Origin of the sequence: Streptomyces sp. S063 (genome assembly GCF_002832675.1) — a bacterium.
Classification (GTDB): Bacteria; Actinomycetota; Actinomycetes; order Streptomycetales; family Streptomycetaceae; genus Streptomyces; species Streptomyces sindenensis.
In genome coordinates, this window is the sequence record NZ_CP021707.1 from 6716055 (window position 1) to 6731284 (window position 15230).

The following is a 15230-nucleotide window of genomic DNA, read 5'->3' on the forward strand; positions in this document are numbered from 1 at the left end:
ACCTCCGGGGCCCACGGCCTCGCGGGGATCACGGGCCGGCCGGAGATCACGCGTCTGCCCGGCGCCGCGGACCGTTCGGAGGCCGTGGGCCCGCCTGGTGCCGAGGAGCGTGCGGAGACCGCGTCCCGCCGCACCGGCGTCTGGTTCATCGGAGCACGCGGCTCCGTGGCGACCACCGCCACCGCGGGCTGCGCCGCCATCGCCGCGGGCCTCCACCCGCCGACCGGCATGGTCACCGAGACGCCCCCCTTCGCCGACAGCGGGCTGCCCGCCCTGACCGACCTGGTCTTCGGCGGCCACGACACCCTGGACTGTCCACTGTCCAAGCGGGCGGAGGCGCTGGCCGACGGAGGCGTCCTCCCGCACGGGCTCCCCTCCGCCGTACGCGCCGATCTCGACGCCGCCGACGCCGAGATCCGCCCCGGCGGGCCCCTCCCCGGCGACACCCGGACCGACCAGGAACTCATCGCCGCGTTCGCCGCCGACCTCACCGATTTCGCCCACCGCCACGACCTGGCCCGCACCGTCGTGATCAACGTCGCCTCCACCGAACCCGCCCCCGCCCCCGGCGACACCCGGCTGCCCGCGAGCTCCCTCTACGCGGCCGCCGCCCTGCGCGCCGGCTGCTCCTACGCCAACTTCACCCCGTCCACCGGCCTGCGCACCCCCGCGCTCACCGACACCGTCGCCTCCAGCGGACTTCCCCACGCCGGACGCGACGGCAAGACCGGCCAGACGCTGCTCCGCTCCGTGCTCGCCCCGATGTTCCTCCAGCGCGCCCTCGCCGTACGGGCGTGGTCCGGGTCGAACCTCCTGGGCGGCGGGGACGGAGCGGCGCTGGCCGACCCGGCGGCGGCCGCCGCCAAGAACGCGGGCAAGGAACGCGTCCTCGCCGACACCTTCGGCACCGCCCCCGAGGGCGAGGTGCACATCGACGACGTGCCCGCCATGGGCGACTGGAAGACCGCCTGGGACCACATCGCCTTCGACGGCTTCCTCGGCTCCCGCATGATCCTCCAGACCATCTGGCAGGGTTGCGACTCCGCCCTCGCCGCCCCGCTGGTCCTGGACCTGGCACGGCTGCTGGCCCGCGCCCACGAGACCGGGATCAGTGGCCCCCTGCCGGAGCTGGGCTTCTACTTCAAGGACCCGGACGGCGGCCGATCGGCGGCACTCGCCGAGCAGTACGCCACCCTTCTCGCCTTCGCCGAGCGGCTGCGGGACCAGGCGTGAGGCGGCGGGGGCGAGTCCTCACGGCCGCACTGGTCGCGGCCCTGGCGGCCGTTCCGGCGGTGCCGGGGCGGCGGAACGGTTTTGCCCACGGCGCGCGGAAGGACGCCGTGGCCCATGACAGCCTGTCCGGCGCGGGTGGGACTGCGCCCGCACCGGACAGGCCCGGACCGCCCGCCACGGGCCGGAACGAGGAAGAAGAGGGCGCGTCCGCCGGCCCGGGCCGACCGGACGCGGCCACCGATCCGGGGCCCGGGCCGGGCACGGGGCCCGGCTCCGGATCGGGTACGGGACCTGCCGACGGGTCGGGTACGGGCACCGGCCCAGGCGCCGGATCCGGCATCAGTTCCGGATCCGGCATCAGTTCGGGTACGAGCCCGGGTGCGGCCGGGCAGCGCCTGCGGGCCTGGGCGGAACTGCTGCGCGTCTCCGCCCTGTTCTCCGTGCCCGGCGACGCCCTGGCGGGTGCCGCCGCGGTGGGCCGCCGGCCCGGCCGGGGCACCGCCATCGCCGTCGGCGCGTCCCTCTGCCTGTACGAGGCCGGGATGGCCCTCAACGACTGGGCCGACCGCGACGAGGACGCCATCGACCGCCCGCACCGGCCGATCCCCTCGGGCCGCGTCAGCCCGGCGGCGGCCCTGGGCGCGGCCGGGGTACTGACCGCCGCCGGCCTCGCCCTGGCGGCCCGGGCCGGCCGCCCCGCACTGACGGTCGCCACGGGCCTGGCCGCCACGGTCTGGGCCTACGACCTGCACCTGAAGCACACGAAGGCGGGCCCGGCGGCCATGGCGGCGGCCCGCTCACTGGACCTCCTGCTGGGAGCCACGGCCACGGCGACGACCACGGTCACCGCCGGGGGCGCGCCGGGCGGTAGCCGCGCCCACGACAACGTTGCCGGAGCGCCGCCGGCCGTGTCAGCGATACGGGCACCGGGTACGCCGAAGGCAGCCCCGCCCGGCCTGGCCGCGCTGCCCGCCGCCCTGGTGCTCGGCGCGCACACCTACGGCGTCACCGCCGTGTCGCGCCACGAGACCCAGGGCGGCTCCTCGGGGACACCGCTCGCGGTCCTGGCCACGACGACGGCGCTCGCGGCAGCGGTGCTGGGGGAGCGGCGGGTGTGGGGTCCGAGCAGTTCCCCCGCGACGCCCGAGTCCGCCGTCCCCGGGGCCACCGCGCGGCCACCGGCACGCGTCGCCCGGGCGGTCGGCCCCGCCGGCCCCGGCCCTGTGGGCCACCGGGAAAGCCTGCTCCGCAGGACCGTCGCCGACCCCGCCCGCCTCGTCACCCTCGCGGTCACCGGCGCCTACCTCCGTACCGCCGGACCACCCCTCCTGCACGCCGCGCTGAACCCCTCGCCGCCCCTCACCCAGCGGGCGGTCGGCGGGGGCATCCGGGCCATGATCCCGCTCCAGGCCGCGCTCGCCGCCCGCGCCGGATCGCCCGTCACCGGTCTCGCCGTCATGGGGCTCGTGCCCCTCGCCCGCAACCTCGCCCGGAAGGTGAGCCCCACATGACCCTCCACCTCGGATACGGCACCAACGGGCTCACCGACCTCCGCCTCGACGACGCCCTGGGGCTGCTCGCCGACCTCGGCTACGAGGGCGTCGGCCTGACCCTCGACCACATGCACCTGGACCCGATGGCCCCGGACCTCACCGAGCGCACCCGCCGGGTCCGCCGCCGGCTGACCTCCCTCGGACTCCGGGTCACCGTGGAGACCGGCGCCCGCTACGTCCTGGACCCGCGCCGCAAGCACGGCCCCTCCCTCCTCGACCCGGACCCCGACGCCCGGGCCGCCCGCACCGCCCTGCTGGTCCGCGCCGTGGACGTGGCGGCCGAACTCGGCGCGCACGCCGTCCACTGCTTCAGCGGCATCACCCCGCCCGGCACCTCGACGGGCACCGCGTGGAAACGGCTCACCGAAGCGATCGCCCCCGTCCTCGCAGCCGCCGACCGGTCCGGCATCCCCCTCGCGGTCGAACCCGAACCCGGTCACCTCCTCGCCACCCTCGCCGACTTCCACCGTCTGCGCGGTCTCCTCGGCGACCCGGGACCGCTCGGCCTCACCCTCGACATCGGCCACTGCCAGTGCCTGGAGGACGCCTCGCCCGTCGAGTGCGTCAGGGCCTCCGCCCCCTGGCTCCGGCACGTCCAGATCGAGGACATGCGGCGCGGAGTCCACGAACACCTGCCGTTCGGCGACGGCGAGATCGACTTCCCGCCCGTGCTCGCCGCCCTGGCCGCCTCGGACTACCGGGGCCTCACCGTCGTCGAACTGCCCCGCCACTCCCACGCCGGCCCCGAACTGGCCCGTACGTCGATCGACTTCCTGCGGGACGCCATGAGCAGGGACGCGGGCCTCCGCACCGCGACGAGCGTCACGACCGTCACGGCCGCGACGACCGCCAGGCCGAAGGGAGCCGCCCCGTGCTGACGCCCCCCAACCCGCTGAAGTCCCGCCAGGAACTCGACGCCGAACTCGACGACGCCGCCCGCGCCTGGCTCGACGAGGCCCTGGCCGAAGCCGCCCATGACGCGGCCGACGCGGCAGCGACCCCCGGCACCCCCCGCCAGGAGGCGAGCCCGTACGCCTCCTCGCCCTGGGAACTGCGCTACGCCGCCGCCGGCCGGCGCTGCGGCCAGGAGAACGCCGACTCCGTACGCTCCCTCCTGCTCGTCGAGGCCCGTGCCTCTCTGCCTGCCGTCACCCGGCTCTACGAACAGGGCACCGCAGCCGAACGCCGCGCCGTCCTGCTCACGCTGCACCTCCTCGGCCTCGGCGACACCGCCCTCCCGCTCGTCGAGGACGCCCTGCGCGCCAACGACACCCGGCTGGTCGCCGCGGCCGTCGGCCCCTACGCCGCCGACCACCTCGACCCGCACGCCTGGCGGCACGCCGTGCTGAAGTGCCTGTTCACCGAGGTGCCCGTCGGGGCCGTCGCCCGGCTCGGCGACCGCGCCCGCGGCGATGCCGAACTCGCCCGCATGCTCGACGACTTCGCCGCCGAACGCACGGCGGCGGGCCGCCCCGTCCCCGAAGACCTGCGCACGGTCCTCGCCCTCACCGCCCCAACCGCAGCCCTCGCCCCCACGGAGGAGTCCTGATGCGCATCTTCGACCCCCACATCCACATGACCTCCCGCACCACCGACGACTACCGGGCGATGTACGACGCGGGCGTCCGCGCGCTCGTCGAACCCTCCTTCTGGCTCGGCCAGCCCCGCACCTCGCCCGCCAGCTTCTTCGACTACTTCGACGCACTGCTCGGCTGGGAGCCCTTCCGCGCCTCCCAGTACGGCATAGCCCACCACTGCACGCTCGCCCTCAACCCCAAGGAGGCGAACGACCCCCGCTGCACCCCCGTCCTGGACGCGCTGCCCCGCTATCTCGTGAAGGACTCCGTCGTCGCCGTCGGCGAGATCGGCTACGACTCCATGACCCCGGCCGAGGACCACGCGCTGGCCGCCCAGCTCCAGCTCGCCGCCGACCACGGGCTGCCCGCCCTCGTCCACACTCCGCACCGCGACAAGCTCGCCGGTCTCCACCGCACCATCGACGTCATCCGCGAGTCGAACCTCCCCCCGGAGTTCGTCCTGCTCGACCACCTCAACGAGACCACCGTGAAGGCCGCCACCGACAGCGGCTGCTGGGCCGGGTTCTCCATCTACCCGGACACCAAGATGGACGAGGACCGCATGGTCACCATCCTCCAGAACCACGGCGCCGAGAAGATCCTCGTCAACTCGGCCGCCGACTGGGGCAAGAGCGACCCGCTCAAGACCCGCAAGGTCGCCGACGCCATGCTGAAGGCCGGGTTCACCGAGGACGACGTCGACCAGGTCCTGTGGCGCAACCCGGTCGCCTTCTACGGCCGGAGCGGCCGCCTCCAGCTGGACGTGCTGACCCCCGACCCGCTCCACGAGGGCAACTCCATCCTGCGCGGCGGGGAGTGAGGCGGCCATGCGCTTCCGCCACCCGGACGGCTCCACCGTCCACCTCGCCTACTGCACCAACGTCCACCCCGCCGAAACCCTCGACGGCGTCCGCACCCAGCTCCGCGACCACTGCGAACCCGTCCGCCGCCGACTCGGCCGCGACCGGCTCGGCATCGGCCTCTGGCTCGCCCGGGACGCCGCCCGCACCCTGATCAACGACCCCGCCGAACTCCGCGCCCTGCGCTCCGAGCTCGACAGCCGCGGCCTCGAAGTGGTCACCCTCAACGGCTTCCCGTACGAAGGGTTCGGCGCCGACGAGGTCAAGTACCGGGTCTACCGGCCGGACTGGACCGAACCCGACCGCCTCGCCCACACCACCGACCTCGCCCGCCTACTGGCCACCCTGCTCCCGGACGACGCCACCGAGGGCACCATCTCCACCCTGCCCCTCGCCTGGCGCACCCCCTACGACGGCGACCCCGGGGCGGCCCGCACCGCGCGCTCCGCCCTCACCACGCTCGCCCAGCGCCTCGACGCCCTGGCCGAGATGACGGGCAAGTCCATCCGCGTCGGCCTCGAACCGGAACCGGGCTGCACGGTCGAGACCACCGCCGACGCGATCGCCCCCCTCACCGAGGTCGGCCACGACCGCATCGGCATCTGCGTCGACACCTGCCACCTCGCCACCTCCTTCGAGGACCCCGCGACCGCGCTCGGCGCCCTGGCCGCCGCCGGTGTCCGCATCGTCAAGTCCCAGCTCTCCGCCGCCCTGCACGCCGAGGACCCGCACCTGTCCGAGGTCCGCACCGCACTCGCCGCGTTCGCCGAACCCCGCTTCCTGCACCAGACCCGCACCAGCACGGCGGCCGGGCTGCGCGGCACCGACGACCTCGCCGAGGCCGTCGCCGGCCGGGCGCTCCCGGACTCCACCCCCTGGCGCGCCCACTTCCACGTACCGCTGCACGCACCCCCGGCGCCCCCGCTGACCTCGACGCTGCCCGTGCTCCGGGACACGCTCGCCCGCCTCGTCGGCGGACCCGCGCCGCTGACCCGGCACCTGGAGGTGGAGACGTACACCTGGCAGGCGCTGCCCGCGGAGCTGCGGCCCCGCACCCGCACCCAGCTCGCCGACGGCATCGCCGCCGAACTCACCCTCGCCCGCGACCTCCTGGTCGACCTCGGCCTCAAGGAACTGCCATGAGCGCGCCCGAACCCGGCACGGAAACCGCACAGGAGACCGGCGCCCCCACCCCCCTCCTCGTCCTCGACGTGGTCGGGCTGACTCCCCGACTTCTGGCCCACATGCCCAACCTCCGGGCCCTGGGGGAGCAGGGCGCGCGGGCGCCGCTCTCCACCGTGCTGCCCGCCGTCACCTGCGCCGCCCAGTCGACCTTCCTCACCGGTGCGATGCCCGCCGAACACGGCATCGTCGCCAACGGCTGGTACTTCCGCGAAATCGGCGACGTCCTTCTCTGGCGGCAGCACAACGGACTCGTCGAGGGCGACAAACTCTGGGACGCCGCGCGCCGTGCCCGCCCCGGCTACACGGTCGCCAACATCTGCTGGTGGTACGCGATGGGCGCCGACACCGACTGGACCGTCACCCCGCGCCCCGTCTACTACGCCGACGGCCGCAAGGAACCCGACTGCTACACCCGGCCGCCCGCCCTGCACGACGAACTGACCGACAAACTCGGAACGTTCCCCCTCTTCCACTTCTGGGGCCCCGGCGCCGACCTCGTCTCCTCCCAGTGGATCATCGACGCCACCCGCCACATCATCGCCACCCGCGGCCCCGACCTCGCCCTCTGCTATCTGCCGCACCTGGACTACGACCTCCAGCGCTTCGGCCCCGACGACCCCCGTTCCCAGCGGGCCGCCGCCGACCTGGACCGGGCGATCGCCCCGCTGCTGGCGGACGCCCGCGCCGAGGGCCGCACGGTCGTCGCCCTCTCCGAATACGGCATCACCCGTGTGAACCGCCCGGTCGACATCAACCGCGCCCTGCGCCGGGCCGGCCTGCTGGAGGTCCACACCCAGGACGGCATGGAGTACCTGGACCCGATGGCCTCCCGGGCCTTCGCCGTCGCCGACCACCAGCTCGCCCACATCTACGTACGCCGTCCCGAGGACCTGGAAGCGACCCGGGCCGCCCTCGCGGACCTGCCCGGCATCGAGCAGCTCCTCGACGACGAGGGCAAGAAGGCGCACCACCTGGACCACCCGCGCTCCGGCGAACTGGTGGCCGTCGCCGAGAAGGACGCGTGGTTCACGTACTACTACTGGCTCGACGACGCGCGCGCCCCCGACTTCGCCCAGCTCGTCGAGATCCACCGCAAGCCCGGCTACGACCCCGTCGAGCTCTTCATGGACCCCGAGGACCCCTACGTCCGGGTCAAGGCCGTCTCGGCGGTCGCCCGCAAGAAGCTCGGCATGCGCTACCGCATGGCGGTCGTCCCTCTGGACCCCTCACCTGTTCGCGGCAGCCACGGCCGCCTCCCCGAGAGCGACGACGAAGGTCCGCTCATCCTCTGCTCCACCCCCCACGCGTTCACCGAACGGGTCAGGGCCACCGAAGTGAAGTCCCTGCTCCTCCAGCTTGCCGGACTGCACTGACATTCCCCGTCACGCACCCGGCACCGCACCACTCACCCCGTAATCCACCCCGTCAGGTCACCAAGGGAGTCACGCGAACATGAGCCGCACCTCCAAGGACACCGAACTCGCCCGCAGACTGAGCCGCCGCAACGTCCTCGGTGTCGCCGCCGGAGCGACAGCCGCCACGATCATCGGCACGGCGAGCGCCCAGGCAGCCGCCCGGGGCCAGGGCCACGGCCACGGAAACGAGCACGGCCCCGGGCATGGCAAGGGCAAGGGGAAGGGCAAGCCGGTCCTGCCTCCCGGCCGCCTCGGCATCCAGCTCTACAGCCTCCGCGACCAGATCTCCACGCTGGGCTTCGCACCGGTCTTCGCCGAGCTGGAGAAGTACGGCTACGACGAGATCGAACTCGCGGGCTACACCCAGGGCTCGGCCGGCCCCATCACCCTGGACCGGCTCAAGCGGCTGGCCCGGGACCACGGCCTCAACCCGATCGGCAGCCACGTCGGCTACTACGACGACAACAACCCCGGCGCGTACACCTTCGCCCAGAACCTGGAGAAGGTCCTCGACGACGCCCAGGCCCTCGGCCTCAAGCACATCGGCACCGCCTCCGGCCCCTTCCGCCACGGCTCCACGGTGGACGGCTGGAAGCGGGCGGCCGACGACTTCAACACGTACGGCGCCGCCGCCCGCAAGCGCGGCATGAAGTTCTACCAGCACAACCACGCGGAGGAGTTCTCCTTCGCGACCGACAAGCCGAACGTGCGCCTCTACGACGTCCTGCTCGCCGAGACCGACCCGGACCTCGTCTACCTGGAGATGGACATCTACTGGGCGTACTGCGCCCAGTTCCGCTTCAGCAAGCGCGTGGACGGCACCCCGGCCCCGCTCGACCCGCTGAAGTACGTCCTGAAGCACCCGAACCGCTACCCGCTGTTCCACGTCAAGGACGGCGTCCGCGACGAGACGACCCGCGACGGCTACCGCATGTCGGACGTGGGCGACGGGGACATCGACTACAAGACGTTCCTGTCCAAGGTCACCAGGCGCACCCACCACGGCCGGACCTACCACCACTGGCAGGCCGAGCACGACAACCCGGTCGATTCGCTCGCCTTCGCCCGCAAGTCCAGCGAGCACCTGCACTCGCTGCGTGAGGGCCGCTGCGGCGACTGACGAGAGAGGCCCGGCCCTCCGGAGAGATCCCGGCGGGCCGGGCCGCACCGCGCACGTTTCTCCCCTACCCGATGCCCTGCCGGTCCGGAAGGAGGGCGAACGCGCGGTCGGCAGCCACCGGAACCGCCCGCTCCATCGTCTGGACGAGCAGCTCACGATGTCTGGCCAGAGATGTCCTCCGTTCCTCGGGAACGATCACCAGCAGATCGTCGAGTCCGGCCATGAGCCGCCGTGTGACCTGAGGGCTGCCGGTGACACACCAGCGGATCTCCTCGAAGGCGAGGTCCACCAGGTCGTCCCAGCCCGGACCGTCCTGCACGAGACGTACCCGCCCGGCCCGGTCCCGGTGATGGACGGTGCCGAGCGGCAGATGCACCACGGCCGCGAGGATCTGCACGATCCGGTCCAGGCACTGCACAGCGGTGGTCGGGTCGTTCACGGACGTGGAGAGCGCCCGCAGCGCGATGTCCGCGAGCTGTCGCAGCCCGAACGCCAGATCCTGGTGCAGGGTGCGCTCCACCGAGACGGAGACGGCGTGCCGAAGCCGGAGCCGGGGCGGCACGGCCCCGCCGTGAACGGCGAGCACCGGCGTCCCCGGCACGACGAAGTCCCCGATACGGGGGATCAGCCGCAACACCACACCCTGCCGCCGCGCAGCCCGGACCAGCCGCGCCGTGTCCACGTCCCGCAGCACACCGGCCCGCCCCTCGTACACGACGCGCGCCGTCTCGGGCTCCACCGCGTCGTCCCCCCGAGGCCCCCGCGGCATCCTGCCGAGGACCCGGAACGAGTCCCGCGCGATCCGGTCGACGACAGGCCCCACCTGCATCAGCCGCAGCGTCGCGCTCACGTAGACGACGAAGAGCACCAGACTCGTCCCGACGAGCACCAGGATGAGCAGGCTCTGTACCAGCGGGACCGACACCACCCGGCGCGGGTCCGTCTCGCTCTCGTACGAGGAGAGCACCAGCAGCGACAACAGGAACGTCGCGAGGAACACCGTCAGCGTGAGCTTGCTGATCCGGCTCCTGACGAAGATCCGCACCACCCGGGGGGTGAGCTGGCCGCTGGCCATCTGCACCGCGACCAGCGAGATGCTGAAGACGACACCGATGAACGTCATCATCGCCGAGCTGACAACGGTCACGACGGTCTTCGTGTCCTGGGAGAACGCGATGAGATCCCCGAGCTCGTCGTACGCCTCCTCCCGCTGGAGCAGTCCGACGAGCGCGTCGTCGAGCTCGGTGGCGGCGAACCACAGCACGAACACACTGACGAACCCCATGGTCGGGGCGAACCAGAACGTGTCGCGCAGGTGCTCGCGCAGAGGGGACAGCGGGCGGGGACGGCGGTAGCCGCGATCACTCATGCACGCGAAGGTAGCCCCGCGACCTCCGAGGACCGGGGAGGCCGACCGCCCGCCGACGCTCGCACCGCACTGACCACCGGATATGCGGGTGAAGGGCACGCCGAACCCCTGGTATTGTTTTCCATGTCGCCGCGGGGAACACGCCGCGAACGACAGACACCTTGTCCGGGTGGCGGAATGGCAGACGCGCTAGCTTGAGGTGCTAGTGCCCTTTATCGGGCGTGGGGGTTCAAGTCCCCCCTCGGACACTTGGGTCAACCGACCAAATTGAGCCGGCCAAAGCGACACTTTGTCGCTTTGACCGGCTTCATTTTTTGCTGGACGTGATCTGGCCCGCGGCGAGTCAGGCCTCGCGGGCGCCCTCGTACATTCCGTCGATGACCTGGGCGTACTCACGCTCCACGACTGGCCGCTTGACCTTGAGACTCGGGGTGAGTTCGCCGTGCTCGATATCGAGGTCACGCGGGAGTACGGCGAATTTCTTGATCGTCTGCCACCGCTGCAGTTCGCCGTTGACCCGCCGGACGAAGCCGTCGATCAGCTCGTGGACCTGCGGCGAGGAGACGATCTCGGCATACGTGCGGTCGCCGAGGCCCTGGGACGCCGCCCATGACGTGATCGTGGTCTCGTCCAGGGCGATCAGGGCGGAGCAGAAGTTGCGGCCGTCGCCGATGACCAGGATGTTGCTGACGAACGGGCAGACAGCCTTGAACCGGCCCTCGATCTCGGTGGGTGCCACGTACTTGCCGCCCGAGGTCTTGAACACATCCTTCTTGCGGTCGGTGATCCGGATGTATCCATCCATGTCCACCTCCCCGATATCACCGGTGCGGAACCAGCCGTCGCTCTCCAGCACCTCCGCGGTCTTCTCCGGAAGGTTGTGGTAGCCGCGCATGACGCCGGGGCCTCGCAACAGGACCTCGCCGTCCGCGGCTATGCGGACCTCGGTGCCCGGCAGCGGTCTGCCGACCGTGCCGACCCTGTAGTCGTCGGCGGGGTTGACGGTGCACGCCGCGCTGGTCTCGGTGAGGCCGTAGCCCTCCAGGATGTGCACGCCGGCGCCGGCGAAGAAGTAGCCGATGTCGGGAGCGAGGGCGGCACTGCCCGAGACGCTGCCGCGCAGGTTGCCCCCGAACGCCGCGCGGATCTTGCCGTACACCAGCCTGTCGGCGACGGCGTGCCGTACGACGAGCGGCAGGGGCACCTTTCGCCGTCCGGTCGCGGCCCTGCTCTCCTGTTCTGTCCGGGCGTAGTCGCGGGCGACCTTCGCAGCCCAGAGGAAGATCCTGTACTTGGCGCCTCCCTCGGCTCGTGCCCGGCCCGCGATGCCGTTGTAGACCTTCTCGAAGATCCGGGGGCCGACGCCATCAGCGTGGGCCGGATGGCGGGCAGGTTGGTGATGATCCGGTCGATCCGCCCGTCCACCGCCATCACATGGCCGGTGCGGACCTGACCGGCGATCAGTGCTTTGCCGAACACGTGGGAGAGCGGCAGCCACAGGAACTGCACGTCGTCGGGGCGCAGCAGGCCGCTGGCCTCCTGGGCGACGCCTTGGTAGGACCAGCAGTCGTGCACCAGGCGAACGCCCTTGGGGCGGCCGGTGGTGCCCGAGGTGTAGATCAGGGTGGCGAGCTGTTCCCGCTCGATGGCCCGGACCGTCTCCTCGACCGCGTCCGGGTGCTCGTCCATGAACGCCGTACCCCGCTTCTCCAGCTCGGCGAGGGAGAGCACCTCCAGCCCCTTCACCTGAGGGAGGTCAGCCCCGGGATCGAAGAGGATCGCGTGGCCCAGCCCGGGCAGGCGCTCGAGGTCGGAGGCAACCTTGTCCAGCTGGACCGCGTTCTCGACGAAGATCACCCGGCTGCCGGAGTCGGAGAGGATGTACACCGTCTCGTCGGCATGGGTGCTGGGGTAGACAGCGGTGGTCGCGGCGCCCGCGCACATCGCGCCCAGGTCGGCCAGGATCCACTCCACCCGGGTGGAGGAGGAAATCGCCACCCGCTCCTCGGGCCGCACTCCCAGGGCCAGCAGGCCGGCTGCGATCGCATGGACGCGTTCGGCGGTCTGCGCCCAGGTCAACGAGCGCCACTGCTCGGTGCCTTCAGCGCCGTCGCCGGCCGCCACGGGATAGCGGTAGGCCTCCTGGCCGGGCGTGGCCTCGACCCGTGAGAGAAAGAGATGCGCCACGGATACCGGGCGGTTGTCGACTGGGGACTGCGCGGCACTCACATTGACCTCCGGGCCCGGGGGGCGCCCATCTTCGGGTGGTTTACTGGCAGGTAACTCGCAAGCGGTGGTCACACTATGGGGAAGACTGCCTGCGCGTAAGGGGCTGGGAGCAGGCCGACTGGGGCCGAGGTCTCCGCGACCCCCGGTCAGAGGCTGAGCACGAGCTTGCCGCGGACCTGGCCGGTCCTGCTGATCAGCTGGGCTTCGGCCGCCTTCTCCAGGGGGAGGGCGTCTTGGACCTCGACCTGGACCGCTCCTGAGTCGATGAGCTGTCCGATACGGCGCAGCGCCTCGCCGTCCGGAGCGACGATGACGCGCCGTGCCGTGATACCCGGGATGCGGTACCTCTCGTCGATCGGCTCCGGCAGGGTGATGAGCGCGCCGCCCGGACGCAACAGTCGCCACGACTCCTGCTGCGTCCGGCCGCCGACGGTGTCGATGACGACGTCGACCGGCTCGATGCCGGGCTGGTCGTGCGCCGTGCGGTCCAGGGGCTCGTCGACGCCGAGTCGGCGCAGAAAGCCGAGGTTGCGCGGTGAAGCGGTAGCCGTGACATGCGCTCCGCGGGCCTTGGCGAGCTGAACGGCGAAGTGGCCGACCCCGCCCGCGCCACCGTGGATCAGAACACGCTGACCTGCGGTCACCTGTGCGGCGTCGAGCGACTGCCAGGCGGTCAGGGCCGCCAGCGGGACGGCCGCCGCCTGCGCGAACGACAGCGCGACGGGCTTGGCGGCCACGGCTGAGACCGACAGGACGGCGAACTCCTGATAGGCCCCGGCGTACGGCAGGGGGAGCATGCCGTACACCTCGTCACCGACAGCCGGGCCGTCGGCCGTCGTCGTCGCTACGACCGTGCCCGCCACATCCCAGCCCATGCCGAGGGGAAAGCGGCGGTCCGTGCCGACCGCTCCCTCACGGAACTTCCAGTCGACGGGATTCACCCCGGCGGCCCGCACCTGGATCAGGAGCTGCCCGTCCGCGGGGGCCGGTACCGGCTGCTCGGTCAATTCCAGGACGCTTTCGTCGCCGTGACGGGAGATGGTTACTGCTCGCATGACCGGTTGCTCCAAGGGGGCGGGAACGAGCCGGCACCGCTGGCGGCGACGGCCGTGCGCGGTGCGCACTGAGCCCAACCGTGGCCCCGGGGGCGCCCGGCCGACCAGTACCCCGTCAGTACCCCCCTTGCGCGGTGAGGAAGGGGGGTACTGACGGGGTACAGGGCAGCGCGCCCCCGGGAGGGCATACTGACGCCTCAGGCGCGGGGGCTGACGGCGTCCCGCTGTGCCGAGAGGATCCGGAGGAGCCGTGAAGCAGGCACGTGAGCTGGGCAGGTTTCTTCGTTCACGACGGTCGCACGTCACGCCTGAGGCCGCGGGCGTTTCGGCGCTGGGCCGGCGGCGGGTGCCGGGGCTCCGCCGCGAGGAGGTGGCGGGACTCGCCGGAGTGAGTACCGTCTACTACACGCGGCTGGAGCAGGGGCGGGCGACCAACCCCTCGGACGCGGTGCTGGATGCCTTGGCCCGGGTGCTGCGGCTGGACGCGACCGAGCGGGCCCACCTGCACGATCTGGCGCACCCTCCGCAGCGTCGGCCGACCGAGTCGCCCCACCCCGCGGCCCAACGGGTCCGTGCGGACGTCCGCCGGCTGCTGGCCGCGGTGGGCGCCGTGCCCGCCTACGTCCTCGACCCCGGCATGGACGTTCTCGCCGCCAACGCACTCGCTCTGGCCCTGGTCCCCGGCCTGACCGGTGCACCGGCAGGCGGACCGAACATCGCCCGCCACATCTTCCTGGACGCCTCGGCGCGCAGCCTGTACCCGCAGTGGGATCAGCTCGCCCGTCAGACCATCGGCTACCTGCGCTTCTCTGCCGCACGTCACGCACACCACTCCCCTCTGGGCCACCTCGTCGCCGAGCTCAGCGCGCACAGCCCCGAGTTCCGGATCCTGTGGGCCGCCCAGGACGTCCAGGAGAAGACGTACGGCACCAAGAGCTTCAACCACCCCCTGGCCGGGAGGTTCGACCTCGCGTACGAAACCCTCTCCCTCCCCGGCGACGAGGGTCAGTCGCTGGTCGTCTTCACGGCCGTCGACGGCACCGCGGAGAGCGCGTTGAAGCGGCTCGGGGCTTCGCCGGTCGCATGCCCCCGGAGGTAAGGAGCTATACGGAGACAGGGGGCCTACTGCGTCGGACCCCGAGCTCTGAACATACCGATGTGCCCCGGTGGTGCGCGGAGCGGGTCACATGGCGGAGAACACGGCCACCGCCAGGACCAGAGGAACCGGGCAGGCCAGCGCTCCCAGCAGCAGGCTGCGCACGTCGCCGGACATACGCCGCACCGCCGGTGCCCGGCAGACCGCGACGATCACGCCCGCGCCACCGCACAGGACCGCGAAGCAGCACAGCAGGAAGCCGCCGACCGGCTCACCCGACGCCGCGCCCCACAGTGCTGCGATCCCGACCAGGGCGCACAGCCAGGAGACGGACAGCGACGTGAGCAGCCACAGCACCGCGGAAAGCAGCACCACCCCGGGGCGCCGAGGCGGAGGAGCGATGCGGGCCGGTCCGTAGAGCGCGCCACAGGTGCGGGAGTCCATGCCCTGATCCTCAGCGGTTCCCCGCCGCCGGGCATGAGGCGGATGACTCAGCCGAGCGCGGCCCCGTACTCACTCCACCCACGACGACACCGTC

Annotated in this window: 12 protein-coding genes, 1 tRNA gene and 1 pseudogene; 10 read left to right on the forward strand and 4 right to left on the reverse strand. The window is 72.4% G+C overall.

Going from position 1 to position 15230, the window contains the following annotated elements:
• The first annotated feature begins 84 nt into the window (after nucleotides 1–84).
• The 8 genes from CCZ36_RS30520 to CCZ36_RS30555 all read left to right on the forward strand — a co-directional run bounded on the left by CCZ36_RS30520 (nucleotide 85) and on the right by CCZ36_RS30555 (nucleotide 8943).
• Nucleotides 85–1233 (forward strand): inositol-3-phosphate synthase, encoded by a 1149-nt coding sequence (locus CCZ36_RS30520; RefSeq protein ID WP_128819805.1) that lies wholly within the window; start codon nucleotides 85–87, stop codon nucleotides 1231–1233.
• Entirely contained in the window at nucleotides 1230–2744 is a 1515-nt protein-coding gene (locus tag CCZ36_RS30525) for an SCO3242 family prenyltransferase (RefSeq protein WP_443069828.1), read from the forward strand. The genes CCZ36_RS30520 and CCZ36_RS30525 overlap by 4 nt, the downstream gene beginning before the upstream one ends.
• On the forward strand, nucleotides 2741–3664 hold the full coding sequence (locus tag CCZ36_RS30530) for a sugar phosphate isomerase/epimerase family protein (RefSeq protein WP_079149687.1): 924 nt from the start codon (nucleotides 2741–2743) through the stop codon (nucleotides 3662–3664). Before CCZ36_RS30525 ends, CCZ36_RS30530 begins: the two co-directional genes overlap by 4 nt.
• Complete coding sequence (locus tag CCZ36_RS30535) at nucleotides 3658–4335, forward strand: EboA domain-containing protein (protein ID WP_237302766.1); 678 nt, start codon at nucleotides 3658–3660, stop codon at nucleotides 4333–4335. Before CCZ36_RS30530 ends, CCZ36_RS30535 begins: the two co-directional genes overlap by 7 nt.
• Entirely contained in the window at nucleotides 4335–5183 is an 849-nt protein-coding gene (locus CCZ36_RS30540) for a TatD family hydrolase (protein ID WP_128819027.1), read from the forward strand. Before CCZ36_RS30535 ends, CCZ36_RS30540 begins: the two co-directional genes overlap by 1 nt.
• Nucleotides 5184–5190: 7 nt before the next feature.
• Nucleotides 5191–6366 carry a metabolite traffic protein EboE gene (gene eboE / locus CCZ36_RS30545; RefSeq protein ID WP_069739374.1) on the forward strand — a complete coding sequence of 392 codons (1176 nt, stop codon included), beginning with the start codon at nucleotides 5191–5193 and terminating at the stop codon, nucleotides 6364–6366.
• On the forward strand, nucleotides 6363–7781 hold the full coding sequence (locus CCZ36_RS30550; protein ID WP_128819028.1) for a nucleotide pyrophosphatase/phosphodiesterase family protein: 1419 nt from the start codon (nucleotides 6363–6365) through the stop codon (nucleotides 7779–7781). The genes eboE and CCZ36_RS30550 overlap by 4 nt, the downstream gene beginning before the upstream one ends.
• 79 nt (nucleotides 7782–7860) lie before the next feature.
• Nucleotides 7861–8943, forward strand: a complete 1083-nt coding sequence (locus CCZ36_RS30555; protein WP_069739376.1) for a sugar phosphate isomerase/epimerase family protein — start codon at nucleotides 7861–7863, stop codon at nucleotides 8941–8943.
• A gap of 64 nt (nucleotides 8944–9007) precedes the next feature.
• Here CCZ36_RS30555 and CCZ36_RS30560 read toward each other — a convergent pair whose 3' ends face one another.
• Nucleotides 9008–10312 (reverse strand): DUF2254 domain-containing protein, encoded by a 1305-nt coding sequence (locus CCZ36_RS30560; protein WP_069739377.1) that lies wholly within the window; start codon nucleotides 10310–10312, stop codon nucleotides 9008–9010.
• A 163-nt stretch (nucleotides 10313–10475) separates the two neighbouring features.
• On the opposite strand from CCZ36_RS30560, the gene CCZ36_RS30565 reads away from it, so the two are divergent.
• Nucleotides 10476–10560: transfer RNA gene (locus CCZ36_RS30565), tRNA-Leu, on the forward strand.
• A 95-nt stretch (nucleotides 10561–10655) separates the two neighbouring features.
• Here the strand turns inward: CCZ36_RS30565 and CCZ36_RS30570 are convergent.
• Together CCZ36_RS30570 and CCZ36_RS30575 are read right to left on the reverse strand one after the other, a co-directional pair.
• Nucleotides 10656–12541: pseudogene (locus CCZ36_RS30570) on the reverse strand (AMP-dependent synthetase/ligase).
• Between the two features lie 146 nt (nucleotides 12542–12687).
• Nucleotides 12688–13596 carry an NADP-dependent oxidoreductase gene (locus CCZ36_RS30575; protein ID WP_069739379.1) on the reverse strand — a complete coding sequence of 303 codons (909 nt, stop codon included), beginning with the start codon at nucleotides 13594–13596 and terminating at the stop codon, nucleotides 12688–12690.
• A 250-nt stretch (nucleotides 13597–13846) separates the two neighbouring features.
• On the opposite strand from CCZ36_RS30575, the gene CCZ36_RS30580 reads away from it, so the two are divergent.
• A complete protein-coding gene (locus CCZ36_RS30580; protein ID WP_128819029.1) occupies nucleotides 13847–14695 on the forward strand; it encodes a helix-turn-helix transcriptional regulator in 849 nt (282 codons plus the stop codon).
• An 84-nt stretch (nucleotides 14696–14779) separates the two neighbouring features.
• Here CCZ36_RS30580 and CCZ36_RS30585 read toward each other — a convergent pair whose 3' ends face one another.
• Nucleotides 14780–15136, reverse strand: coding sequence for a hypothetical protein (locus CCZ36_RS30585; protein WP_079149688.1), 357 nt, complete (start codon nucleotides 15134–15136; stop codon nucleotides 14780–14782).
• Nucleotides 15137–15230 lie beyond the last annotated feature (94 nt).